Source organism: uncultured Holdemanella sp. (assembly GCF_934772795.1).
Taxonomy (GTDB): domain Bacteria; phylum Bacillota_I; class Bacilli_A; order Erysipelotrichales; family Erysipelotrichaceae; genus Holdemanella.
Map to the genome: position 1 here is coordinate 32,125 of NZ_CAKVMR010000006.1, position 26,101 is coordinate 58,225.

A 26,101-nucleotide genomic window follows, 5' to 3' on the forward strand; every position below is an offset into this window, starting at 1 on the left:
ATGAAATAATGAAAATTGATTTACATTGTCACACAAAAAAGACTAAAAGTGGTGATGCTATAACACGAAATGTTTCCTGTGAAAAGTTCATCTCACAAATACAAAATGCAGGAGTCTCAATTGTTGCGATTACAAATCACAATTGTTTTGACTATGAACAATATGTTGAATTTAATAATGTGGCGAAAAATCAAGGTATACAAATATGGCCTGGCATTGAGTTAGACGTTAAAGGTGATCAAAGTAAGGGACATTGTATAATAATTGCAAATCCACAATATGCTTTTGAATTTTCAGAAAAATGCAAAGATGCAATTAAGGATACTCATCCAGATTTATTTGAGATGAATATTCATTCAATTGTGAAAACATTTTATGAATTCGATATTACTGTTATAGCTCATTATGGTTGGAAAAAGCCTAGTTTATCTGATTATGATTTGGAGCAATTGAAAAATGATTTATCTGGAAAAAAACCATTATTTCTAGAAGTTCCACAATTAAGAAGTGCTGGGATTTTATATGCTCACAATATTAATAGTTTTATCGGTTCTGATGTGCAAAATTGGGATAACTACTGTAATTACGAATTGCCAGAATTGAAAATGCCTATTTCTGACTATCAACATTTTAATTTGTTGGTAAAAAAAGATGAACAGGTTTTAAATACTTTCGTAAATCAAAAAATAAATGAATTGGTAAAAATTGTTCCTTTTGAAGATTGTGCTATTCAATTACCAATTTACAATGATATTAATATTATTTTTGGTGGTAAAGGAACTGGAAAGAGTTCATTTTTAAAAAAGCTAAAAGAACATTTTGAATCTCGTGGCAACTCTGATGTTTCCTATTATGAGGGTCAAACTAAAGAATCAGAATTTAAAAAAATGATTCAAATTGAAAATGAAGATTCGGATTTTTTGTTATTTGGAATAAATGATTGCTCTAAAGAAATCCAATCTATTTCTACATGGACAGATTCAATAGTTACACCGATAACAAGATATAAAGAATGGGCTAAAACTAAAGATATAAATAAATATAGTGCAAAGTTTGGGTTTAAAGATACAGTTTTTACCGAAAAAATATCTAGTGAAAAATATATTCAGGTTTTAGAAGATTATAGAACTTTATCTAGTATATTGAATGATTTTAATAAGTTGTATAATGAAAATCTTTATTTAGATAAAGAAAATAAAGAGTTACTAGTTCAATTGTTAAATGCAGCACTTCGTAATGCCAAAAACAGTCTAAAAAACGAATGGTGTAAATTACAAGGGTTAAAACTCGAAAAATTTACTATTGAAAAAATGAAAAATCTTTGTCAAACAAAGTCTGGTGTAAATCAATTGCCTTCTAGTACAGGTTTATTAGATACATATTCTAAATGTTTAAATTTATATAATGAAACGACTAATATCAAAAAATTGTTAAATGAAGAAAATAAGTGCATTAAATCTAAACTAGGTGATTTAAAAGAAAAAGGTCCTATTTATAATGAAAAATTGATTTTCATAAATCCAAAAATTGCAAAAAATGTTTCTTTAAAAAAAGGAGCTAATTATACAATTACAGATTTAAGAACTGCATATGATTATATTGAAAAAATACAGGCAAAGTCATTTGAACAAAATAAAGGATCCAATATTTCAGCATTAAATAATCTTTTACAAAACAAAGGTATAACTTCTTTACGCGATTTCATAGGAGTAAAAAATAGAATAGTCAATCAAAATAATGAAGAATATAATCCTTCAAATGGGGAACAATCAATGTTACTTTTGGCCAACGCATTGGTTGACGATTCAAAAAATGTATTTATATTAGATGAGCCAGAAATGAGTGTGGGACATAAATATATTAATGATATTATCCTTCCACGACTAATTGAACTTTCAAAGCTTAATAAAACAATTATTATTTCAACTCATGATGCAAATATAGGTGTTAGAACTTTACCGTTGCTATCAGTTTATAGAGAGTATCTCGGAAATGATAAATACGCAACATATATTGGAAATCCATTTACAAATGTATTAGTAAATTACAAAGATGATAACGATACATGTATTTGGTCGGAAAAAAGCATGAGCACACTTGAAGGTGGTGAAGGAGCTTTTATTGAGAGAGGTGAAATTTATGGAAAGTAAAGTTGTGCAACTTAAGGAAGAAAACGGGAAAGATGTATTGGAATTCAATATTAATTCGGATTTAACAAAGCAAATTGATCTAAATAATAAAGATCAAACAGGTTTGCGAGAGTTATTTTATGATGTTATTAACCAAGCGTTTGAAGAAGAATTTCAGTTTATATTGAATGTTAATCCAAATTATAAAAAAACTCTATATATAGAAATTTCTGAAGAATATATTAAACAACTTAATTCTGAGTTAAAAAAAATTATTCAAGATATTCCTGAAGAATTAAAGAAAAATCAGTAAAATAGATTAGTTATTGTGAGATGATAATTTGAAACGATTCAATGAAGGAGATACTGTTTACTTTATTGCTTCTTCTGTCTTTGTAAGAAAAGCTAAGGTTGTTCGAAATGCTGGTGGATTTTGTACTATTATCTTTGACGGTAATGGCAATTGTGGTACTTCTGGTACTCGTGTTCGTGAATCTAAGTTGTATCGTACAGAAGAGGAAGCTAATGAAGTTGTTAAACTGCATAAGGAAGCAAACAAGCGAAGATGATGAGTCTTCGCTTTTACTTTGGATTGGCAAATACAATACCTCCATGCCTTCTTCTAAGTTCTGATAAGGTATAGGTGTTAGTTCGCCAGTCTGTTTTTGCTTCTTCAAACGTATTGGTTTTACCATCGTAGTTACCATCTTGGATTGTAATGTTTTCTTCATCAACTTTTAATACAATACCAACATGATTTTTTCCAATACCTGAAAAGACGGCTCCTGCTTTTGGTGTATCAGCTCTTTCAAATTTATCACGATGTGCAGCAAGCAATTCATCGACACAATCCCATCCATTACCAGTAAAGCCTGGATCATAGCCATAGAGTTCATAGAATCTACCCCACGCAAACCATGTGCATTGGCCATATAAGCCAATTCTTGCATATGGATTTTTTGTTACCCATGCTTCCAGGTTATTGAAGTTTGGATTTGTTCCACCACGAAATGTGATTCCTACATACCGCATAACATGATCAACATAGAGTGGATCACCATATCCACTTACATGGAGTTCTTGTTTCTTATTGTCTGAAAAGAGTTGTGCATTGTATTTAGAATAACCACCAAAATTAGTAAGTGCCCACTCAATATAGCCATTTCCATAGTTATATCCTTGTAAAGCTAAATAGATATGTTCTGTATCCGATGGATCTTTGACATTGGCTTTTTTAATACAGTCCGAAATAGTCTTAACTCCTACTTCTATTGAATATTCAGCTTCTGCAATACCATTAGGAACTCTTGGATATTTGGTATTATATCCAGATTCACTAGCTTGCATTGGATCATTTCCTTTGCCACCTGATTCTTGCATCATAATAGCTTGGATTAAAGAAACATAATCTTCAATATCATTTTCTTTAGCATATTTACGAATGGTATTTTCATATGCAATGACTTCTTCACTCAAAGAAACAATTTCACTATTGGATCCACCATCTTGTGCTAGTACTCCAAAAGTACCGATAAATAAAACAAGTACGAGTAATAAGATCATACCTGTACCAAATGAGAAGAGTGCACCAATACTGGATACACTCTCCTTGATTACCTTGTATGTTGTTTTAATAACTTTTGTTGTATTTTGAACAACTGGTGTAGAAACAATCTTTTCACTTGTTTGTTTGACTTTAGAAGCATTCACTTTATTTACTACAGTCTGTTTTGCTTTGGAAATATATGATACTTTTTGAGGATGAATCTCATTACGATTTGGTAATGGATTTTGTTTCTTGATTTTATGTTCATTTCTTTTTTCTTTAATGAACTTCGTTGTACGATAACTCGATTCAATAAATGTTTGTTTTGCAGTTCTTTTTACTGAATTTGTAGCCTGTACATTTGCATTGGATGAAATACTCTCCTGGCGAGTATCATTATCCATATTGCGTGTGTGAAGTGTTTGCTGCTTAATAAAGTGTTTTATATTTGCCTTAGAATCTTTTGTTTTAATCATCTGCACTTTCTGTTTTGTCTTAATATCTTTCAAATCAATCAACTCCTTTGTATGTAAAAGAAAAAATTCGTTTTATCGTTATAATCAAATAGTGTTTCTATGATTTGGCTTTATATTAAATTGGTAACGTGAGATAATCCTTTTAGTAATATTTGTTTAGAAAGAAGGAAACTAATGAGAAATAAGATTCCTGTTCATATGTGTCCAGTATGTGGAAAATATAGGTTTACTGGTTATGGATCTTTTGACATTTGTAAATTTTGTGGTTGGGAAGATGATGATCTAATGGAAGATAATCCAGATTATTCAGGAGGTGCTAATGATTTAAGCCTAAATGATTTTCGAAAAGAATATCAAAAAAAGATTCAAGAAAACCCAAATTACAAATGGATAATTGAAGTGGATAAAAAAAGGAAGTGACTTTTATTTTCTGATATATGAAAATGTAGGATTTTCACCTACTTGAAATCATCAGATCCCTATAAGAAAAGGAAATTTAACGTAAAATGAGAATTAACGAATACAACAGTTTAGATGAATTTATTGATGAATACTACAAAGGTGTAGAAATGCCTTGGCAAAGTTCTGATGGGAAAAGAAGATATATGGGAATTGAATTTTCTTATAAAGGTGTTTACTACCGAATGTGTAGAGAGCCTGGTGAAGATGATGAAATGCCTAAATTACCAGATGGAAGAATTGGCCGCTATGATGTGATGATTTGCCATTGGGCTATGCCTGAATTTAAAGATGACGATTTCATTCTTATAGGCTGGTATTCAGATTTAAATGATGTCTTAGAAAACTGTATTATAGATGGTAGAAAATTCAAAGATGTAATCATGGATGATTCTACTAAAATTGAAGGAAAAGATTAATTATAAAGTCAAAGACTCACTGAGAAAATAGCTCAATGAGTCTTTTGTTTATCATGTTGAATTTTAATAAATTCAGTTTCCACACTTACTTCTATACCCTTTATCCATTGGTCTAAGAAATAATCATTTCTTTTTGGAAATTCAGATAATAAATCATGGCCACGTTTGATTTCAATTTCTTCCGAAAACGCAGTATTATCTTTCTCAAAGTATATATCACAATTTTCTAAATGAAATACAATAGCTCTTGTTAGCCATAAATCACATTCTTGATCATTGATATTTACCGTTTGATGCTCATTTACTAAAGTAATGCTATTTATGTTTTGATTGATTGAGGTATCAATTTGTTCTGTATTTTCAAAAACTGAATGAATTTCTGAATCGTTTACTTCTTTAATATTCCATAATGCAACATCATCTATTGAATCAAAATATTGAAATGCAGTCTGTTCATTCTTTAATTCAAATACTTTTTTACCAATGTATAATCCAACAATACCAGTAACAGTATTTGTGAATACAAATGGATCACATTTATATTTATTGAATTGTTTACCAATCATTTTTTTGAAGATCTCTTCATCTAAGCGTAAATCTCTTATCATCTTTGAATCAGCTCCATTTCTAATATTATCATTTAAAACGATTATACCTAAGCAGATTGTAGCATAGCAGTATTTTAAAAGCACTGAATTTAGAAATTGCTTGAACTATGCCATCTTTTTATCACCAGGCTTTGTTGTGTTCAAATCATATAGTAATCCTTTAGGCATTTTATTTACAAATGGAACTATTGAACCACCATATTTGATTAATCCACACCCTGTTGGTGCATTAGTAATATAGCTCATTTGTTCATCTGAAATGTTTAGTAGTTTGGCTAAATCTTCTCTGTCATTGGCAGATTGATTCAACATGACAATGAATTCAGAATTGGATAACATACTTGTTCCTTGTTGAGAAGAAAGAAGATATTTAACATTTTGTGTAATACCCGTTGGATAGGCATCTCTTTTACGAAATTGTCTCCATGCAGAGGCAAAGAAGGTTGCACTTTCTTCATTTTCAAAGATAACGTGAATCTCATCAATAAAGACATGGGTACGCTTGCCTTTACGCCAGTTTTCATTAACTCTATTAATAATCGCATCAGTGATGACAAGTAATCCCATCGTCTTTAATTGTTTACCTAAATTAAAGATGTTGAAAGATAGGATTCTAGATTTGATATCTACATTGGTTTCATGGGCAAAAATGTTTAAGGATCCATTTGTAAATAATTCAAGTTTAATGGCTAGTGATTTGGCTTCTGGTTCACTTTGTTCTAATAGTTTGTTATATAAATGCTTTAATGTTGGAATATAGTTATTTTTTATGGCGTCTTGATAAACCAAAGATACACAACGATCGATAATAGAACGATCAATAGGGGATATACCACCATGATTTGTATCTAACTGTTCAAATAAAGACATGATAAATTGAGATTTATCCGCAATCGCATTACCACTATCTCCATATCCTTCTGACATATCCATGGCATTAATATAATCTTTACTGTTCGTTCCAATGCGAATGATCTGTCCTTTCATCGCTTTAATGATTGGATCATATTCACCTTCTGGGTCTGCAATAATAATATCGTCATTCGTAGATAGAATTAAGAATTCAATTTCTTCTTTTGTAAGAAAAGATTTACCTGATCCAGGAATACCCAACACAAAAGAATTTGGATTTTGTAATAAAGCTTTGTTACAAAGAATCGGATTGTTGGTAATGGCATTCTGTCCATACCAAATACCACCTTTCTGCATGATTTCATGGGCTCTAAAGGGAATAAATACAGCAGCACTTTCTGTAAGCAGGGTACGAGTGATATTGAGTTTGTTGACTCCAATAGGAAGAGCTGTTTGTAGACCATCCAGTTGTCTTTTCGAAAAGTATAATGTTTCAAGTTCACAAACATATTTACGAGCAACAGCTTTTAATGTTTCCGTATCTTTATCGAGTTCTTCTAAAGAATCAGCAAGGTGTACAACTGTAATATTACAAAGCATCATTCTTTGATCTCGTATAATTAAATCATCCAAGAATTCTTTACATTCCTTACGTTGAAGTTCCATATCATAAGGGATAATGGCTGAAAAGTTATTATTTCGATTTTGTTTCATTTGCCAATCCGTTATGTTCTTTTCAACACCCAAGAATTTATTTTCTACTTCACGAACAGCTTCATCTGTAGGAATCGTAATAATGTCCATGGAATACATCAAGTTCTTATTTAAATCGCAAAGTTCGGATACAAACTCGTCTTTTAAAAAGCCTGGATAATTACTTAGATAAAGGACTCTTCCATATTTACCATCAAATTCAAAATATTTGTTATGGTATTTACTCATTCTGGGTGTAATCAAATCTTTAAAAGAATGACCTTTCTTAGCCAAATCATTCATATCTAGAGAAAACTCTTCCGTTTCACTACGATAAAAATCATGAAGCATTTTTAATCGTTCTTCTGCATTTAATTCGATACAAGAAGAGCCAAGACGTGCAAACAGGGTAGAGAATTCAGTGGTGATTCTAGAAAAGGTAAATCTTGCTTCTTCTATACTGTTTTTAAAAATTGTTACCGTAATATATTTTTCTTGAACAATATCATCACTTTCGGACAATTTAGCTAAAAGCATATTATTGTATTCTTCACGATATGGATCTAAGCTATCTTGTTTTAATGGAATTAATATATCTTCTTTAAACTTCTTGATGTCCACTTTTCGATTGTTGATAGTTATCTTTGTCATGACAGAAGAATCAAATGAATTTAGCAAATCACTATAACTTAAAAACAAATTGTTTTTATCTTCACCAGACGCAATCTTATAATTGATATCCAAGAATCTATAACTCTTTGTATATTTATTACCAGAACGAAAAATACCATCCTTATAGATTATATCTACGGGGATGGTATCCTGAACAGTTCTAGGCACTCTTGTTTTTTCTTTGTTGAGCTTTTTCAATCTTTCGTAGCTTTTTATCATGTACAATCGACTCCTTTCTAGATTGTTTAATAACTGGCTCCAATATTTCGTAATAAAGATTAAAAGGGGCATTAATCAAATTTCTTGTAGACAAAGCAAAAGAAGATATTGCCATCTTCACAATATCTTCTGTATACATCCCTTGAAATTTGATAAATCCAAATGCTGCAAATGGTGCAGCTCCAAGCATACATAGCCAACTAGTCACTTCTGTACCAAATCTTTCTTTGAATAAAAAATACAAACCACACGCAATAGCGCAGGCAATGATAGAAAAGATACTTTGTCGAAGTGACAATCCAAAGAAGATACTTTCCGTATAATCACGTATTTCCTTGTTAATCTTGATTTCAAAATTAGATTTCATCATCTAAATCCTCATGAATGACATCTAGTGGAATAGAAGATGCAAATAAGATATTATCGACCGGAATAACCATCTTTCCACCATCACGACGAACAATGATTTTATCCTTTTCATGTTCCACTTTGTACATCAATTTTTCTGTTAATGGTAAAGTTGAAGATTCAACAATATCTAATGAATCTCCTGTTTTTAATACAACTTTATTTAATATATAATCTTTCATTTTGTGTTCCTTTCTTGCCAAAAAGGCATAATAAAAGCAGGAACAATATGCTCCTGCAGTAGTAATTAAAATAGTAATGATAAGTAATCCTGCCTTGAGTCAAGTATTCTAATAATTTCAATATTCTCTTCATTGACATTATAGAATACAAGTTGCTTAGATACGATTAAATAGCGAAATGGTGTATCTATGTCGAAACGATCTGACATTTTAGGACCTAGATAAGGATTATCTTTTAATAATGAAATTGTATCTACAATATTGTTTTTAAGTTTTTTTGCGGCTTGATCGTTATGAAACTGATTAATAATATAATTTTCGGTATTAAGAAGATCATCAATTGCTGATTTTTTATAAATAATCTTCATTTTACAAACCCAACATTTTTTTGGCTTCTTCTTCTGAATAAGATTCAGTACAATTCATACCAATTTCCAATTCTTTCATTAATTTAGATAAAGCTTTTGCTTTCATCTTTTCAGCATTATCTTCGGTCACAGGAAATGGGAAACCACCTGTATTTAATACTTGCTGAAAAAATACATTTACGGCATCCGTTAGAGTTAAACCGTTTTTCGCAAAAACTTCTTCTAATTCATTCTTGATTTCTGAGTTCATGCGAATTCTAAATACATCATCTTTTTGAGCATTGATTACGTTACGCATAATTAACACTTCCTTTCGTATATATTATAATCAGCTTTTTACAAAATATCAACAAATGTGGTAACTGAGTAGCTACATATTATAGCCCCATCATTTCTTTAACGATTCGATCTGACATCTTGATTGTTCCTACAAGAACTAACATATTGAATATTAATTCACCAATATAACTCCATACCATAGATACACTAGATGCTGTTGAATCCACTACTGGTGGACTTGATGCAAAGGCAGAGAAGATTATACAGGCAAGGACTATGATGGCTCCTTCTAAACATACTCCTGCATAGCTTTTAATAAATGTAAAAGCTGTATTTTGTGTGCTTTCTCCTGCAGCAGCTGCAAGTGGAATGGGTGATATAGCTGTATACATGTAAAGCTTAAAGAATCTTCCATAAACAGTTAATATCATCACAAAAGATAGTATTGTGATAAATATAGATCCTAATAATGTAACTGCCCAAAGTGGAATAGATTCTAAAAATCCTGTATTACTAACTGCATCTACAATTTCTTGTGGAATCACTGTTTCGTTAGATACTCCAAGTCCAACAGTTTCTGTAATCGATTGGATAATTCCTTGTACGATTTCAAATATTTTTGCCATTAGTTCCATTCCATAAAGTACTAAGGTTCTTGCGATGATAAATCTAAGAAATAGTTTGAAGGCTTGTTCTGGTCGTTTAACATCCTGCCAGCTTGTGCAGGTTCGTATTAATCCCCATACAAAGAAAAGTACAAGAAGGGCAAGTCCAATTGCTTGTAGGCCTTCATGTACTTTCACAATGATTTTCCATATATCTCCACCTTTAAATGACTCTGGTGATTCAGTTAGCAACAACCATATTTCAGCAAGCTTAGAATTCCAGGTATTGATTGCACTTGTTAGGTTATCGATGATTCCATCCATATATTAACCTACAATAATATTCAAAATCTCTTTAGCAAAGGTAATTACAATACCACCAGCTACTGTCATAAATCCATTGGCTCTCTGGCTTGGATCATGGCTTTTTAAAGATAAACCAACCTGTACGATTCCAAAGCCCAATAGAATCATTCCAATAGCTCGAATAAGTCCGAACATAAAATCACTGAAGTTATTCACTACAGTGACTGGATCATTAGCTGCATAAATAGGTGTGGTAAAGTTAGTAATCAGTATTAATGCCATATAGGCAAAGAGTAAAGCTTTTCTAATTGTTTTTACTTTCTTCATTTTTCTCAATCTCCTTTAAATAGTTTTCTACTTCTTCTTGATCTAACAATTCATATTCATTATCAGTCAAAAGAATATTTTGCCAATCATCAATGAAATGATGTACTTGACCATGAATATAAGGTTCTCGTCCTCCATCTAATGTTTGTTTGATATTTGGATGTTTCAACAAATCATATTTTTTATCTTTGATTGGCCTTTCACCCTTAATAAAAAGAAGCCCGTAATTGTTATCCAACAATCGAACTTCATCCGCTGTTAATAATTCTCTTCCTGTCTGTTGATAGTTGGTTGAATAATTACCACTTCTTCCTGAAGATTTACCAAAGGTATTGGTATCTAAAGTTTCTTTTCCAAGTAATTCACTGATATACTTATGTGTGCTTTGTTCATTACCACCTAGGTAATACGTTTCATCACAGTTACCTAAAATGGATTCCCAGCTATCCTTGTATAAAGCTTTGATCTGAGCTAGGTTCTGTAAAATAATGGATACAAAGATCTGTCTTGAACGCATCGTTGAAAGAAGTTTATCAAATTCATCTGGTAGGGCAACATTGGCAAATTCATCCATTAAGAAATGTACGGGTATTGGTAGTTCTCCACCATGCACATAATCCGCCTGGTAATAAAGCATTTGAAACAACTGGGTGTACAACATTCCAACTACAAAATTGAATGTGGAATCGTTGTCTGGAATAATCGCAAATAAAGCCGTTTTTCTTTCTCCAATCTGTTCTAATTCCATCTCGTCATATTTGGTTAATGATGCAAGTTCTTCCAAATTAAAAGCAGCAAGTCTTACACCAACCGAAATCAGAATCGATTTGGCGGTTTTACCTGCTGCCTGTTTATATATTTTGTATTGTTTTAAAGCTAATGAATTAGAATCTATCATTTCTAGTCTTTTAAATAACTCATCCAATGGACTTTCGTAGTCTTCTTCATCTTCTTTGACTTCTGCATAATTGAGCATTTCCATGACCATTGTAAAATTCTGTTCATCTTCTGGTGCATAATGGTACAGATATAACATCAGCGCTTCCAATAGTGCTGTTTCACTCTTTTCCCAGAATGGATCATTGGTAGAAGAACCTTTAGGTGTTGTATTACGGATCAAGTTGGTAATTAATTTAAGTACATCCTTATCACTTTGAATATAATGGAATGGATTATATCCAAGAGATTTAGACATATCAATCAAGTCAATGACTTTAATGACATAACAATTCTCTTCTAATAGATGACCAACACTTCGAATGATTTCACCTTTGGGATCCAATACAACAAAACTTGTATTACACTGCATGATGTTTGGTTTTGCATAAAATCTTGTCTTTCCAGCACCAGAGCCACCAATCACAACTGTATTTAAGTTTCGACGATGTTTTTTACCATCTAACCCCATTCGTACATTTTGTGAAAAGACTTTGTTAGCAAAGTAATCTTTATTCGCGTATTTCTTACAAACAGTATTGGGATTTGCCCATTTAGCTGATCCGTATTCTTCAGTTCTTCTATAGTTTTTAGATGAAGATAAATACATCCCAACACCTAATACATAGATTATCAGAAAGATACCAATCGTTTTTAATGTTGAATTCGTCCATTGAATTTGAAATGGATGATTTAAAGCTTCATTAAGATATGGAATTGCATTGATTAATCCTTTATCCATGTAGGGTGCAATAAGCAATGCAAACCAAATTGTTGGTATTAGTAATAAGCCTAGAAACACATATTCATCTTTTTTAGCATCTCTCATAATGATCTTTTATAGAAGGTGGATTTGCATCACAAACTTTGACAATCAATGAATCTAGAAAGTCATAGTTTTTATGTGCCATACGTTGTTTATCTCTTAAATCGGCAAGAGCACGAACAATAATTCTTCTTTCTGTATCATCAACCTGAATTTCAATCATTTCTTCATTTTGTTTTTTAAACCAGTTACGCATACTTGTTATCTCACTTTCTTTTTTGATTTCTTTCTTACCGGATATTTAGGCGCAGAAGATTTTAATTGCTGTTGCTTAATATCTTTTAGCTCCTGACGTACAGAAGGTCTATCCGTAATAGCTGTTGATTTTTTTCTTTCGACGGTTTTCTTCTTGTTTTCTTTCTTCAATGTTTTTGAAGATGGCTCGAACGGAGTACCGTCCTTGCTTGTCCGAGCCTTGTTGGGGTTTGTTTTTTCATCCATCAATTTCGATAACAATGCGTCATGCTCTTCATCACTCATTGGCTTTATATCCTTTTGTGATAAGACAGATTCACGAATGGCTTTTGTATCAATAGTAGCCAAGTCAAATTTATCCACCATTCTAGAAATCTTCGATGCATCTTCTGCTTTGACCATAATATCTACAATTCCATCTGTATTGTTCTTTTCTTTTAATACAGAGTAGAGAACACCATAATGCTTTGCTTCTTCACAAAACTTTTTTAAATCTGAATGATGAATCGCAAATACCTTTAATTCCTTATTGGATTTTAAAAGGTTATCTAAGTTGGTTTTACCTTTGATTCTCTTATTATCGGTAATAATGGCATACAAAGTGACAGCTAAAGATTTGGCAGCTGTACCACCAGCTTTTAATCCAATTTCAGCAGCCACTTGAATACCTTCTAATGTCATCTTCATCATTTGATCTGCAGTATCGGCACTGTTCATAAATTCAAGCTCCTTTCATATTCTTTTTGTGTTTGCATACGCTCTGTTTCTAATGTATTTACCATTTTTAGTTTTTCTTCAATATCAGGTACTCTCTTTTCTATATCTTCGCATATGCGGATTTCCTTTTTCCCATGTGCAATTTTGGAAGTGAGCGTATCTCGATCCTGTTCTAATTGTTTTTTTAATTCTGAATCACGAGTTCGTTTGATTTTGTTGTAGATGGATCTTCTTTGATTCATCCAGTTTTCTATTTGGTTGTTTAAATTCAATTTAAAAGCAAGCACATCTTCAATCGATTCAAGATTATGCTTGCCAACAAATGTATTTTCATCTGTGATTTTCTCCATATAAATTAAATCCTTTCTAAGTGCTGGACTTGGATATTTTTGAGGTATTCCTTTAGGTCGTAAAATACCCAATTCAAAACAATATCGAATATACATCGCTTTGATTCCTTTTAATTTTCTATGATTGCCTTGATATTCTTTACAAGGTATAACATCTTTAACAGATGACTGCATGGGAAACAAGAAGTTACTGTTAATCCGTTCCATCAAATGTTCTTCATCATAGCGATTATCACGAGTCAGTTTATAAAAGCGAAATGTTCTTTTAGATTGTGGATGTTTTAAAGCCCAATGTTTACCATTCAAATTTACAACATATCCAATTTCTTCAAGACTAGATTGAAACTGTTCAGGTGTTCTTGCATACAATAAAACAGAATCCACGTCATAGCGAATCAATTTCCGTAAATAGATAGAATCATTCTTTTCTGCTTTCCATTCTCCATAATTCATCGCTTTGCCTTCCGGTTTTGTGATGACAGTTAAACCATGCTCTTTACAGATCGCATCATTTAATTCACGGAAGTGATCGATATCAGCTTTCTTATTGTCATACTTTTTACCATCTACCCAGGAAACGGAGTTTACCACGAAATGATTGTGTAGATGGTCTTTATCCAAATGAGTAGAAACAACCACTTCAAATCGATTGCCCCACATTTGTTTAGCAAGCTGAACACCTAATGCATGGCATTGTTCTGGTGTCACTTCACCTGGCTTAAAAGATTGCACCGCATGAAAGGCAAGGCGACCATCCATCTTGTTGTAAGAAAGCTTTGTATTCATCATCTGTTTTAAGGCCGTACGAGGTTCACAATTGATTCCGGTAATAAACTCTTTTTCGTTTGTTTTATAGCCTTGGGTAGTGTAAGTTAAAACTTCTTTTAAACCATCACTCATATCTTCTTTTGTTTTATCTGGATTTTTAATATAGTTTAGGACACGATTTAAATCATCTTTTACTGCCCATATTTTGGTAATTGCCATACTTCCTCCATATTGATTGGTTGTCGAATCAAAATCATAATCTCATTGATTTGATCTTGCAGCTTTTCATAGTTTTCCATGTAAAAGGATTTATCCATTGCATTTTGTGTATAAACAGATATCGCGATTTGATTCATGTTTTCAGCAATCTCTCTTAAAATTTCGATTACTTCGATGAATTCTTTAGTAGGCGCAGGTCTAGGTAACAAACCGTTTATACACATTCGAAGGTAAGATTCTCGTGATAGATTTGATTCTTTAACCAGATTGTTAAGATGATCCAAGTCATTATTCGTTAATCTGACTTTGATTTCTTTTTTCTTCGATTTTGTTTTCATTGTAGAAAGCACCCTGAACAAATAAAACTGTACCCATTCCAATCATTCCACCACCAAGGAAACTGATAAAACATAGTGTTATACTATTAAACATTTTCATGTACCTCCAATTTTAAAAGAGCTATCAACAAATTGTGATAGCTCAGGGTCTTAGGGATATTCCCTAAATACTTGTCTTTTGTCCCCAAAAGACGTTGCTTGTTACAACTGTAGACATTAATTGGCTACAGTCTTTTTCTTGTCCGAAATCAAATCTGCAAGATCTTGATCCATTTTTTCTAGCATTTCCTTTTTCTGATTCAACAATTTCAAATTTGCATTTAGAACATTATTTTCATCCGAAAGTGTTTTGATGCGTTCTTCATTTTTGATTTTCTTCTTTTCAATTGTGGCAATTCTTTTAACGATATCTTCATACTTTATCATTTTGAAATCTCCAATTTCTAATGTAGTAATTGCGAATATTTATGTTTGTTGATTCGCTTTTCATAATCATCTGCTTTTTCTAAAATGTGTTCATCTTTATCATAATGATACAAATGATCAGATAGCTTTTTATCAGGATCTACCAATGTTGATTTATTAACAGAAAGAAGCATTTCTTTAACATGTTCAATATTCAAAGAAGGGGAATCACATAATGCAATACACTCATCTGTTGATGATGGAATGATATATAAGTCATGTTCTAATTTTTCAGCCAAATCATTTAAAATTCCAGCATAGAACATTGTGGCTGCACCATCTGTTTTATGTTCATTTGTCAGAACAACAAGTTGATGTTCTTTTTCTTCCAAGGCTATGTCTTTTGGAATTCCTATCAACATGGTTTCTAATGGAAGTATTTCTGGTTTCATCATATTTGGCGATGAAATCAATGCATCGTTATGAAGTTTGTTTACATCAATTCCGTACTGATCCATGAGTTGATTTGTAACTCTAGCCGAACAAAAACGGTCATTTGTTGTTTGTATCATAATCTTATAAACAATCGCAAGATCTCCAATAATAGTATGAGGCATAGTGGCTAAATCATTTTTATGTTCTTCTGCATTAATGACTGTCATAAATAAATAATCTTTAACGGCATTATAATCAAGCAGAGCATTTACATCCTCTAAAACTTTGTCGTTGTGTACCATTTTCCACTAACCTCCATCTTCAAATTCTTAAAATAAAAAGCCAATCTTTCAAGATTAGCCGTACTGAATTCAATTGTTTCTACATTATTCATTTTCTAAGTCCTCCATTTCTACATACAATCCATAGAATGGATCATCTGTATCTAATTCATATACTTCATTTTCATAGCTATCAATCGCAAAAATCATATATTCAACAATATCGTTATACATATTTTGTTTTGCTTCTTCTAATGCATGGATTCCTTCTTCAAAGGAAATTGTTTCTAAAGTATTTGTAGAAGTTTCCTTTGCGTATGTGTAATTTGTAATGGTATCTTCTACAGATTCCAACATGAGTAATTGTGCCTGTACGATTTGTTTATCTTCCAAGTGAAGATTGGCATAATTGTAAATTCTAGTGTTGTAAGTCATTGCTTTTTCCTCCTTTTGCCTTTGGTTTTTCCATATCCATTTCATCTAATTCAATAGAATAAACTCGTTCATTTTGTTGTTCACCAAAAAGTTGAGCCATCAATTCTGAATCGTTCTTTGTGGATTCATAGGCATTCAAATATTCATTATCCACAAGATGAAATTTCTTCTTTTGCGTTTTTTCATTTTCTACAAGTTCTGTAGCTGTAATCTTTAATGCAGCTTCTTCATTAAGTTCCAAGCTATCCGGTGTTTTATTCAAATCCATCAGCAACAATGTTTCATTGAACAGAATTGGTTCTTCATCCTTTAAAGCTTTCATTTGTTTAAACATGATATTTAAGAACTGCTTCTTTACCTGATCATTAACCAATACTTCTACAGGCTGATCTAGAATATCTTTATAATGCTTTGACGGTACTATGGTTGGTTGTTTTGTGTCTGGATTGATATATGCATAAGTCATACGACTAATATTTTCACAGACTTCTTTGATTTTCATTTTTTGAAATAAATCAAATTGTTTATTCAAAATACGTCACCTCTACTTTCTTAAATTTGAACAACAAAAAAGAGAAAGTATTTGTTACTTTCTCTAAAATAGATATTTGATAATTATCAAAAATTTATAGTTTTTTTATTTACTCTGTTTTAGTTTTTCTAATATTGTTATCACATCTGGCTGCGTAGGAGTGAATTTAATTCCTCTTTTCAGCATACTCATTACCTTTTTTGCTTTTTGCTCAATTTCTTTGGCAACATGATTACTTGTTAATAGTAATTGATTTCCGGAGATTGTGTATTCTCGCTCAATATATTCATCTGTTATTGGAAACATATCTTGTATGAGAAATGCACTTTCACGACTATCATCTAGTTTAACAATATGGATGATATCACATGGCTTTCCTGCTTGTTCTTTTTTTTGCATGATACGCCTGTATTTTTCAATACGGCTAGATAAAGGAATCATCCAATATATTCCAGTTGTTGAATCTTCAAAACAATAATAATGTGGTCTATTTCCTGATTTATTTCCTTTGAGATACGGATCGTTCATATCTTCAAAAAATTGATCTTTGATAATATAAAAACCTGTTTTTTTCATCTTTGTATCCTCATTATCTTCAAAAAGTAATAAATGTTTTGAAGATATTCTGTAACGAAAAATCCTTCACCTAATGGCGAAGGATTTTACTTTCAACCCAACCATTTATATTCCGCATATTGGTCAGCGGTAAACTTTCAACCCAACCATTTATACCCCGCATATTGGTCAGCGGCAAACTTTCATACTAACTAACTAATTAGCTAGTAATGTACTTCTTTTTACAACTCTATTTTAGCAAGCGTACAAGTGATTGTCAATTTGAATGTTTATTCATATTTTTATGCTTACTAATTCCTCATTTACATCTTTAAAGTTCACAGGATGATTATCAAAACATTGATAGTTACATCTCGCAATCATCATGATTTTTTGTGTTGCACCTCTACCTACTTCATCATTATCCAAATGGAAAACAATAATTTGAATATTGGGATTTCTTTCTAAAAAGGCATTTAATGCAATCGGCATATCAGCTTCATTTTTTGCTGCTATCTTATCACTGGCTCCGGCAAGAGACAGATAATTAAATTCGGTATAATCTATTTCATCCATTTTTAAAAGTGTCATGTAGGACAATAAATCAATAGCTGCTTCAAATACATGCAGTTCATTACTATTTGTATTTGTGTAATTGAAACTAAACGCTTTATTGCTTCCGGCATGATCTAATTTAAAATTCTTAAAGATGCTTCGCTTAAACGCATACGCTGGTTTATCTTTATCATATCCAACAAACACTGCATTCTTGAAGTTAGCAGATTGATAAATCATTCCTTTGGATATGAAATCATCCACAATTCCTTTATCGATTTTTCGTACTTCACATAAATAACTAATGACTAAATCATTGTTTTTATCTTTAATAGGTAATTCAAATGATTTTATAGGTTTTGGATGATAATAAGTAGTAACTGGTGCACTAACATTCATTAATTCGGATAGATAGTTACACGCATCTTTAAATTCATAACCTTCCACAATAATCAAATAATCAAGTGCAGATGTTCCACCTTTGCCTTGTGACCACCAATACCATTTTCCATTTGAAAAATGCAAGGAATCATGATCTCGATGATAATAATCTGTTCTCCCATTTTTTACTAACAGGTCTGGAGCATAGTTTCTTAAATAATCAAAAGCAGATAAGGTTCTTACTTTTTCTAAAACGTCTTTTCGTATAAATCGTTGACTCATCTTTCCAACTCCTTGCTTTTTGGTGCCATTTTTGCAATTCCATGTTCTTTACAAAACTTACGTACACCACTTGGATTTTCTTTTGTGGATAATTCGAATTCATCTGTATAAACAGTTTCGACTTTGTATTTTTGTTCCTGGATATTGTGAATCCACTGATTTATAAATCGATTGAGTTCATTAGCACGAAATGGATCACCATCCACTCGTTCATAAAATTGAAGATTATCCTGCTGATAAGACTGTGGATAGAGCAGTCTGTTATCTTTATCCACTGTAAATTCAATATCTGGATCAGCCATTAGATCACCATTCAATTCATAGTTATGAGCCATGACTAAACGATTATCTTCAATGATTTCAACATTCAGATCCATAAATCCAGGTGTTGTATATTTGATATAGTAAGCATCACTAGTAAGTAGTGGTTGCGCAATCTGTTCAAATAACTCATAGTTTCTATGTTCAATGGAATTTTCAATAAACCAGTTCTTACTTAAATCAAAATTGGGATTTGTGAATGCTTCAAAGCATACTGTCCGAAGGGTTTGATAATAGTCGTGATTGTTTCCAAACAAAAAAGCCTGATCAGAATATGCAGGCTTACTGTTAATCACGTCATAGATTTGTTGATCCACCATTTCATGAATATCCGAAGTGGATACATTTGGATCATCTAGTGCTTCTTTATATTGTTCCATCAAAGAAGAAACCTGAATCACAATATCATGATTCATATGTTCCATTTCTAATGGCGTTATATACTTATTTTTGATTTCTATCATATGCAGTTTCTCCTTAAATACAGGTTCTAGTTGTTCAATCATTTCATGAGCTGTACTTTGAATATTAACTAAGATAGATTTCAATTCATCAAAATCTTTATCAGCATAGCTAGCAATATAACCAAATGAATATTCAGAAGTATCTAGTCCAAAATGATCACATAATACAAAAGCCAACGATTCGGCTTCAATTTCTCGTTGGCTTTGATCTTTATTGGTTTGTTTATGGAGTATGCTATGAGCATATTCATGAATTAATGTTTTTGCGATTTGTAAGTCTTCTAAATCTTTGTTGATTACAATCTTATCTTCTTTAGGAGAATAGTATCCCTTAGCTCCTGTCATAAGATTCAGATCTTCGGTTTCTGTTTTAAATTCAATGGGATTTTTACAGATGGATTGTACTGATTGAATAATTGCCTTAGCTTCATTATTAGATCCGGTTAAATCATGAATCAAAGAGGGAAGAGGATCACCTGAAGTTTGCGATATATCAAATACAGTTGTTGTTTTAAATCGAGTAACATTGACTTGTCGTTGTTCTTGTACTGGTAAACCAGTTTCATCTAATTCAACATTTCCATTTTCATCCACTTTATTCATCAATCGATCTTCTTTGTACGTAACAGGAGCAAGAATTATTAATCCTTTTTCGCCTTTATCCACATGGCGATTAAAGTTTGTTTGCCAGGCTCGATATCCAGCAACTAAACTTGCATCCGGTTTTTGTGCCAGTATCAATAAAGTGTTATTCAATGAATAATTGTGGAATTTGCTGCAACAAGATAAATATTGTTTAAAAGAATCAGAAGAATAAACATCTTTTACACCTTGTTCAATCATTTCAAAGGCTTGTTTGGTTTTCTCATCCGAAGATTTATAATTAGCCATCTTTTCACCGTCCTTTCTAAAATAGGGTAAAAGAAAAGCACTACCGAAGTAATGCTTTCATATGGTATCTCAACATGAATTTATTCATTAATATCCACGATATTTATAAAGCATATCACTGAGCTCTTCATTTTTCTTTATAAAATCCAACAAATATTCTTTGGTTATTTCAAATTGAATATTTCCATCTTTTTTCCGAGTTTTTGTCGCAAGTATTTGCTCTCCTTGTTTTGATGTAATTCTAAATCCATGAATTATTCTATTTCTCATCTCAACTATTTCAGAAAATAATATTTCAATATCCTTATTTCCTGTATTTCTAGAAATTGTATCTGCTACAGATTTTTTAAGTTTTCCAGATTCCAAATCAATAAGATTGTACCAATCATATGCATTGCTTGTATGAATAATATTTTCTATAATAAATCCATTATTTGAACTAAAGACACACAGAGCACTACCCAACAATTCACGATATTCTTTTGAGGGTAATGATTGTCTTGTGTAAGGTTCGTACATTTTTATGCCTCCTCGTTTTGTAATCTATCTAATCCAACAATAGCATAGAACCATTAACATTTCATGAATTTATGGATTTTTTGAATTTGTCTGTTCTTTTTGCTAATATGACAATTCTCTTGTTATCATTTCTTGTATCACAAGTCACTAAAGTCATTAACTTATCATCTGTGTTTATTGAAACACCAGTTTTATATAATTCTCTATTGATGGAATCAGATATAAAGGCATTGAATGCAGTATCTGAATCCCAATTGGATTGCGTGAATTCTAAGGAATCATTCAAATTATTTAGATCAATATTCATCACTTCAAATATCTGATAGGTTCTTGTTTCATTTTCTGTAATGAAATGAAATGTTGGATGTTCTTTATAATAGCTTTGATTAATATAGCTCATTAATGGTGTGAAAATGATGTTATTCCATTTACTGGAATGCCCATAGATTACAACATTTTTGGAATCAATATTTCCATCTGCCGATACAAAGGGAATACCTGCATTGGCATATTCTTTCTTAATATTTTTTCGAACATAGTAATCATTGTCTGGAGCCTGTACAACTGGTTCATAAATAACTCGATCATCAAACTCTAAAATCCCCACAATATCTTTATTTGTTTTTTGAAGTAAAGATAAAGAAAGCTCCTTTTCAGAAGCTTCCTTATCATCTTTGTTTTCTTTTGTTGTTTTACTAGGTTTAGATTCCACATAGTATTCTGTATAATCATAAGATTTCTTTGCTCCAAACTCACTATATAGAATTCCACCTAGAAGGCCTGCCGTTACAATCGCAAGTGCTGCTAATTTTATTTTCTTATGTTTCATACTATTTATACCCCTGTATTTGGAACAACGATACGTGCATTTTCAAAATAGTAAATAATTGTATCCGTATCTTTATCTGCTTCTACTTTGTAAGCTTTGGATTTATCAGCCAACTGATAAGAAGTAGGCGCTTTTATTTCCTTGAATTCATATTCGTGACCATAGATGGCATCGGATAATACTGCTTTACCATCTTTAATGACATGTTTACTAACTGTTTCATCACCAACTTTACGAGAATAATAAGTTCCATCATCCATATCTAAGATGATTTGTTTATTTTCATCTGTTTTAGCGGTTTTAATGATCTTTGTAAAATCTTCATCTTTAGAGATTTCATATTCTTCATTAACATCATTACCAACAATCATTAACTGACCAGATGCAAGTGTTGTGACATGAGATTTAGTTGTTTTATCGTATACTTCAAAGATAGCTCCATTTAAGAAATGATCATGATGGTCTTTATCTACTTTGTTGACATCTAATTCAATACGACGTTTTTCATTGTGTAATTCCATAGGAACAATGACTGTTGATTTTGTCGTGTCTTTATCATAGTTGAATGTAAAATCATGTTCTTCTTCATCTAATTTGAATCCGACATTTGTTTCAAGCTCTTTAACGTAGTAATCACCTGTAGGAAGATCTAAATGTTCAACATTTTTACCATCTTTATCAATCGTTAATGTGCCAACTAGTCCATCAGCAGGAATGATGACTTTATCATCTACAGTAATATCCTTTTTAGAATAAACACCAAAGACAACATCTTTGTAGGCTTCTTTATCTTCATCTTCAAATGTCTTAGTGATCTGTAAATCCAACTTTTGTCTTTCGTTGACATAAGACTGTTTGATTTCGACTACATCGATCATCTGACCCGCATATTCAATATCAAAGTTATAGCTGTTTTCATCTAATACAAAACCTGTTTGTGTTGCTGTTTCTTTAATAGAATATTTACCTAACTGAAGTAAAGAAGAAGTTGTAATTCCATTACCTGTCGTAAATGTATCTACAACATCCCCTTTATGAAACCATACAGTTCCTTCTGGAGTAACAATATCTTCACGTGCCGTAATTTCATACGTAACACCAGATAAATATTTTTCTTTATAGACTGGTGTATAAAGTGTTCCATAATCTGTTTCGGATTCTTTGACGCCAGATAACATTTCACCACTCTTTTCAACATAGACCTGTCCTTTTTGTGTTTTGTTGTCAAAGCTCATAAAAATTTCTGTACTTGATCCATCTACATTGATTGGAATTTCCGTATCTTTTAATACGTAACCATGTGGTGCTTTGATTTCAACCAATTTATATTCTCCATATTTTAAAGGAGCAGGTAAGTGAACAGAACCATCCTCATCGGTTTTAAATACATCTGTTGTATATTTTTTAGGATATGTCACAGTCTGAGTTACATAGTTTCCATCTGCATCTTTGATTTTGAATTCAACACCAGAAGCAGGAATACGTTTACCTGTTTCACTGTCCGTTTTATAGATGGTTAATTCGGCTTTGATTGTATCGTTATAGATATTGTAAAAATAGGTCTTTTGATCTTTATCAATCTTTACTTCAAATGGTTTTAAAATATCATAGCCAGTTGTTTCATGTTCTTTGACGATATATGTTCCATAAGGAAGATAATCACTGATTGCTCGACCATCTTCATCCGTTGTTAGTGTAGATACAACTTTGCCACTTGATTTTAGGATAATATCAAACTTAAATCCTTTACCAGGCTTTTGAACATTCGACTGGAATAATCCATATTTCTCTTTATCGATTGTCTTGGCAATTTCAATACGACCTTTAATAACCTGATCTTTGATTGTTGTAGAAAAAGTTGAAGGAGTATTATTACCTGAATATTTGAGTTCAACACTATTACAAGAACTGTTTGTTAAATATCCTTCTGGAGAAGTGACCTCACATACATTCAAAGTTGTTCCCACTGGATATTTTTTAGATTTAGCTTTTGAACCATTTGTCGTAATTGTTTCTAAAGTATTTCCACTTGAATCTTTGATGGCAAATGTTGCTCCATTGAAAGTTGCATCACCTTGCGTAAATGTTCCAGTTTCTGCATCTTGCTTTTCAACTTCGATATCAGCATATAGCAATTCAAAATTTAATTTGAAATTAGGAGAAGGATCTCTTCTGCTTGCCAGATAAATAACACGCTGATAACCTCCACTTCCATAAATAATATTGACGTCTCTTGCTCCAAAGTTTCTTGAGAAGGTAAGTGTTTTATCATAGTTTTCTGAAGTGATGGATACCGTTAAATCATTTCCATTTACAGAAGCATTAACACCATTTCCACTTGTAATAGAATAATTGCTTAATGTTCCTTTTGAATCTGTTAAAGTAACTGGAGTATTTAGTCCCATTTTGATTGTTTGGTTATTGAATGAAGGTCTTCCTTGAGGTGTACTTCTTAAGTTGTTAATTTCATTCATTTCATTTGAAATATCATATGTTGTCGTTCCATCCATATAGTACGGTTGATACCAATTGCCAGTAACAACTTGCCAGATCATGATTTGAGTAGCTACATAATAGTTTTCACTTTCATGTCCTGGATAAGAATAACCATAATAATTGATTTCCCAAATAGCTTGTCTTTGGCTTTCACTTAATTCATCCCATTTGGCACTATCTGGAACATAATCATTACCAGCTATAAACAATTGCATCGGCTCAATACAAAATACGGTTTTATCACCAACATATAAATGTGAGATATAATCAAATCCGTACTGGTTTTCGATATAAATCATGGCATATCGTGTCCCACAGGAAGTTGTATCGGTCATCATCGTATCATTTTCATTTATGATTTGATCCGGAAATACATTTTCCAAATAGCCTAATTCTGTAATTGTATCTAAATCATTTTCTGTAGTAGTTTCTTCTGCATGTACTGTGATTATATTCATAAATGAATTCAATATCACTAGTGCAGAAAGAAAGAACTTGCTGCCTTTCTTTAATATATTTATCATCTTCTTTTTCCTTTCATTTAGGTTGTTGCAACAAAAAAAGCGAGAATTTTTCCTCGCTAAAATAATGTATTTCATTTAGATTAAGTTTTTTGATATCAAGTGATAAATATCTTTATGATAATAAGATAATATTTGCTCATTTCCATATTCTATTTTATTAAATGTTTTATCCTTTTTTTCTTTAGATAGTATTAAGTCAATTTGATTGGTACTCATATTAAGCATATTACCTTTAAGAAGTGTTTTGGGTCTTGAATAAATTCCTTCAGAAAAACCAATTGTTATTTTATTGTCCGATGTAGCAATTACACAACTGACTTTATTTTTGCGAAACCCTTCTTCGATATATAGCTCTTGTGCAAAAAAAATTATTTATGTTTTCTAAAGCTGATATTTTTCTTCTAACCGAACCTTTTACACTTTTTTCACTTTGATTCTTTTTTGAAAAATCAAAATCATTTTCAGTAAGAGTATCATTAAAACATTTTTCAAAAAATTCAGAAGGAGTTAGAGTTGTATGAACGCCTACTAAATGCAAGTAGTTATCCTTGTTTGCAACTAAAATATAGTATTTGCGATTCGTAAAACATTTCGAACAAATTAGGTATTGCCGATCAATAAAGATTTTTTTATATATTTTTGATTGATCAATTATTGATTGACATACCCTTTGTTTAAATGAAATATTATTCATACAATTCTCTCTTTCTAAAATTAAAAGGCGATTGCTCGCCTTTTAAGAAGTTTAGCAGTTTTCTCTGCACTGGAACAAGTTTTAGGTCTTTGTTCCGACCAATGGTATGGGTTTATAGTCTCCATACCGACTCTTCATTTATAATATATCATTTTTACTAATAAGATACAATTTAAATGAGTTTTTCTTATAAACCTTTTTTATTGAATCAAACTTCCATTGCTCCTGAGTTTTACAGTCAGACATAATGAAATACTTTCATTTTCAGCTTAAATGCTGATTTTTTTATGTCAATTCTTTATATTTTCTGTGTACCGTAATGTAACGTTATGGTATAATATATTCGTATATCAGGAGGAATTGCACATGTATCTTCATATTTCTAATACAAAAAACGGAACTTATCTTGCCTTCTATGAAAGTTATCGTGACAAGGTCACTAAAAAGCCTAAAAACAGATGTGTTGAACCTATCGGCTATCTTGAAGATCTTGCCAGGCTTTATGAAGATCCTATTGCACATTTCAAACAGGTAGCTAAAGATAGAACTTCTGAAAAGAAAAACGTTTCTTCTGCTACCATATCTGTAAATATGAATGAAAAGAT

Annotated in this window: 32 protein-coding genes; 6 read left to right on the top strand and 26 right to left on the bottom strand. The window is 31.6% G+C overall.

The window, feature by feature from the left end; all coding sequences use genetic code 11:
- Positions 1-8 precede the first annotated feature (8 nt).
- From Q0F04_RS02495 to Q0F04_RS02505, 3 genes are read left to right on the top strand one after another with little or no spacing between them, the layout of a single operon-like run.
- The gene (locus tag Q0F04_RS02495) at positions 9-2,150 is read left to right on the top strand and encodes a PHP domain-containing protein (RefSeq protein ID WP_295749783.1); all 2,142 of its coding nucleotides are present in this window, start codon (positions 9-11) and stop codon (positions 2,148-2,150) included.
- Positions 2,140-2,442 carry a hypothetical protein gene (locus Q0F04_RS02500; protein ID WP_295749785.1) on the top strand — a complete coding sequence of 101 codons (303 nt, stop codon included), beginning with the start codon at positions 2,140-2,142 and terminating at the stop codon, positions 2,440-2,442. The genes Q0F04_RS02495 and Q0F04_RS02500 overlap by 11 nt, the downstream gene beginning before the upstream one ends.
- 28 nt (positions 2,443-2,470) lie before the next feature.
- Positions 2,471-2,698, top strand: a complete 228-nt coding sequence (locus Q0F04_RS02505) for a hypothetical protein (RefSeq protein ID WP_295749788.1) — start codon at positions 2,471-2,473, stop codon at positions 2,696-2,698.
- A gap of 13 nt (positions 2,699-2,711) precedes the next feature.
- On the opposite strand, the gene Q0F04_RS02510 is transcribed toward Q0F04_RS02505, so the two are convergent.
- Entirely contained in the window at positions 2,712-4,184 is a 1,473-nt protein-coding gene (locus tag Q0F04_RS02510; protein WP_295749791.1) for a lysozyme family protein, read from the bottom strand.
- A gap of 141 nt (positions 4,185-4,325) precedes the next feature.
- On the opposite strand from Q0F04_RS02510, the gene Q0F04_RS02515 reads away from it, so the two are divergent.
- Complete coding sequence (locus tag Q0F04_RS02515; protein WP_295749794.1) at positions 4,326-4,571, top strand: CPCC family cysteine-rich protein; 246 nt, start codon at positions 4,326-4,328, stop codon at positions 4,569-4,571.
- Between the two features lie 86 nt (positions 4,572-4,657).
- Positions 4,658-5,029 (top strand): hypothetical protein, encoded by a 372-nt coding sequence (locus tag Q0F04_RS02520; RefSeq protein WP_118324691.1) that lies wholly within the window; start codon positions 4,658-4,660, stop codon positions 5,027-5,029.
- A gap of 32 nt (positions 5,030-5,061) precedes the next feature.
- Here Q0F04_RS02520 and Q0F04_RS02525 read toward each other — a convergent pair whose 3' ends face one another.
- From Q0F04_RS02525 to Q0F04_RS02645, 25 genes are all read right to left on the bottom strand, one after another.
- Positions 5,062-5,637 carry a hypothetical protein gene (locus tag Q0F04_RS02525; protein ID WP_118324690.1) on the bottom strand — a complete coding sequence of 192 codons (576 nt, stop codon included), beginning with the start codon at positions 5,635-5,637 and terminating at the stop codon, positions 5,062-5,064.
- Between the two features lie 105 nt (positions 5,638-5,742).
- Entirely contained in the window at positions 5,743-8,073 is a 2,331-nt protein-coding gene (locus Q0F04_RS02530; protein WP_295749800.1) for a VirB4-like conjugal transfer ATPase, CD1110 family, read from the bottom strand.
- Positions 8,015-8,443, bottom strand: coding sequence for a PrgI family protein (locus tag Q0F04_RS02535; RefSeq protein ID WP_295749803.1), 429 nt, complete (start codon positions 8,441-8,443; stop codon positions 8,015-8,017). Before Q0F04_RS02535 ends, Q0F04_RS02530 begins: the two co-directional genes overlap by 59 nt.
- Entirely contained in the window at positions 8,430-8,663 is a 234-nt protein-coding gene (locus Q0F04_RS02540) for a hypothetical protein (protein ID WP_003864669.1), read from the bottom strand. The genes Q0F04_RS02535 and Q0F04_RS02540 overlap by 14 nt, the downstream gene beginning before the upstream one ends.
- 65 nt (positions 8,664-8,728) lie before the next feature.
- On the bottom strand, positions 8,729-9,031 hold the full coding sequence (locus Q0F04_RS02545) for a type II toxin-antitoxin system RelE/ParE family toxin (RefSeq protein ID WP_295749806.1): 303 nt from the start codon (positions 9,029-9,031) through the stop codon (positions 8,729-8,731).
- 1 nt (position 9,032) lies between these two features.
- Positions 9,033-9,329: a type II toxin-antitoxin system RelB/DinJ family antitoxin gene (locus tag Q0F04_RS02550; RefSeq protein WP_295749809.1), complete on the bottom strand. Its 297-nt coding sequence runs from the start codon at positions 9,327-9,329 to the stop codon at positions 9,033-9,035.
- Positions 9,330-9,408: 79 nt separating this feature from the next.
- Positions 9,409-10,239, bottom strand: a complete 831-nt coding sequence (locus Q0F04_RS02555) for a hypothetical protein (protein ID WP_295749812.1) — start codon at positions 10,237-10,239, stop codon at positions 9,409-9,411.
- 3 nt (positions 10,240-10,242) lie between these two features.
- Positions 10,243-10,503, bottom strand: coding sequence for a glutamyl-tRNA amidotransferase (locus Q0F04_RS02560; RefSeq protein ID WP_295749853.1), 261 nt, complete (start codon positions 10,501-10,503; stop codon positions 10,243-10,245).
- A 22-nt stretch (positions 10,504-10,525) separates the two neighbouring features.
- Complete coding sequence (locus Q0F04_RS02565; RefSeq protein ID WP_295749814.1) at positions 10,526-12,313, bottom strand: VirD4-like conjugal transfer protein, CD1115 family; 1,788 nt, start codon at positions 12,311-12,313, stop codon at positions 10,526-10,528.
- Complete coding sequence (locus Q0F04_RS02570) at positions 12,300-12,506, bottom strand: hypothetical protein (RefSeq protein ID WP_295749816.1); 207 nt, start codon at positions 12,504-12,506, stop codon at positions 12,300-12,302. Before Q0F04_RS02570 ends, Q0F04_RS02565 begins: the two co-directional genes overlap by 14 nt.
- A 5-nt stretch (positions 12,507-12,511) precedes the next feature.
- Positions 12,512-13,222 (bottom strand): PcfB family protein, encoded by a 711-nt coding sequence (locus Q0F04_RS02575; RefSeq protein WP_295749820.1) that lies wholly within the window; start codon positions 13,220-13,222, stop codon positions 12,512-12,514.
- Complete coding sequence (locus Q0F04_RS02580; RefSeq protein WP_295749822.1) at positions 13,219-14,559, bottom strand: relaxase/mobilization nuclease domain-containing protein; 1,341 nt, start codon at positions 14,557-14,559, stop codon at positions 13,219-13,221. The genes Q0F04_RS02575 and Q0F04_RS02580 overlap by 4 nt, the downstream gene beginning before the upstream one ends.
- Positions 14,532-14,897, bottom strand: a complete 366-nt coding sequence (locus Q0F04_RS02585) for a hypothetical protein (protein WP_003864660.1) — start codon at positions 14,895-14,897, stop codon at positions 14,532-14,534. The genes Q0F04_RS02580 and Q0F04_RS02585 overlap by 28 nt, the downstream gene beginning before the upstream one ends.
- On the bottom strand, positions 14,848-14,991 hold the full coding sequence (locus Q0F04_RS02590) for a hypothetical protein (RefSeq protein ID WP_003864659.1): 144 nt from the start codon (positions 14,989-14,991) through the stop codon (positions 14,848-14,850). The genes Q0F04_RS02585 and Q0F04_RS02590 overlap by 50 nt, the downstream gene beginning before the upstream one ends.
- A 122-nt stretch (positions 14,992-15,113) precedes the next feature.
- Positions 15,114-15,323, bottom strand: coding sequence for a hypothetical protein (locus Q0F04_RS02595; RefSeq protein WP_295749825.1), 210 nt, complete (start codon positions 15,321-15,323; stop codon positions 15,114-15,116).
- Between the two features lie 17 nt (positions 15,324-15,340).
- A complete protein-coding gene (locus Q0F04_RS02600; protein ID WP_295749828.1) occupies positions 15,341-16,039 on the bottom strand; it encodes a DUF5688 family protein in 699 nt (232 codons plus the stop codon).
- 84 nt (positions 16,040-16,123) lie between these two features.
- Positions 16,124-16,453 (bottom strand): hypothetical protein, encoded by a 330-nt coding sequence (locus tag Q0F04_RS02605; protein WP_295749831.1) that lies wholly within the window; start codon positions 16,451-16,453, stop codon positions 16,124-16,126.
- Entirely contained in the window at positions 16,437-16,985 is a 549-nt protein-coding gene (locus Q0F04_RS02610; RefSeq protein ID WP_295749833.1) for a hypothetical protein, read from the bottom strand. The genes Q0F04_RS02605 and Q0F04_RS02610 overlap by 17 nt, the downstream gene beginning before the upstream one ends.
- A 105-nt stretch (positions 16,986-17,090) precedes the next feature.
- Positions 17,091-17,561, bottom strand: a complete 471-nt coding sequence (locus Q0F04_RS02615) for a hypothetical protein (protein ID WP_118325432.1) — start codon at positions 17,559-17,561, stop codon at positions 17,091-17,093.
- Between the two features lie 273 nt (positions 17,562-17,834).
- Positions 17,835-18,758, bottom strand: coding sequence for a DUF3991 and TOPRIM domain-containing protein (locus Q0F04_RS02620; RefSeq protein ID WP_295749836.1), 924 nt, complete (start codon positions 18,756-18,758; stop codon positions 17,835-17,837).
- Positions 18,755-20,434, bottom strand: coding sequence for an ArdC-like ssDNA-binding domain-containing protein (locus Q0F04_RS02625; protein WP_295749839.1), 1,680 nt, complete (start codon positions 20,432-20,434; stop codon positions 18,755-18,757). Before Q0F04_RS02625 ends, Q0F04_RS02620 begins: the two co-directional genes overlap by 4 nt.
- A gap of 87 nt (positions 20,435-20,521) precedes the next feature.
- Positions 20,522-20,953, bottom strand: a complete 432-nt coding sequence (locus Q0F04_RS02630; protein WP_295749841.1) for a selenium binding protein — start codon at positions 20,951-20,953, stop codon at positions 20,522-20,524.
- Between the two features lie 61 nt (positions 20,954-21,014).
- Positions 21,015-21,782 (bottom strand): class B sortase, encoded by a 768-nt coding sequence (locus Q0F04_RS02635; protein ID WP_288522957.1) that lies wholly within the window; start codon positions 21,780-21,782, stop codon positions 21,015-21,017.
- A gap of 5 nt (positions 21,783-21,787) precedes the next feature.
- On the bottom strand, positions 21,788-24,736 hold the full coding sequence (locus Q0F04_RS02640; protein WP_295749846.1) for a SpaA isopeptide-forming pilin-related protein: 2,949 nt from the start codon (positions 24,734-24,736) through the stop codon (positions 21,788-21,790).
- A gap of 385 nt (positions 24,737-25,121) precedes the next feature.
- Positions 25,122-25,496: a PBECR4 domain-containing protein gene (locus Q0F04_RS02645; protein WP_295749849.1), complete on the bottom strand. Its 375-nt coding sequence runs from the start codon at positions 25,494-25,496 to the stop codon at positions 25,122-25,124.
- Positions 25,497-25,862: 366 nt separating this feature from the next.
- Between Q0F04_RS02645 and Q0F04_RS02650 the strand changes: the two genes are divergently transcribed.
- Positions 25,863-26,101: hypothetical protein (locus Q0F04_RS02650; RefSeq protein WP_295749852.1), on the top strand; the 239-nt coding region annotated here is incomplete at its 3' end.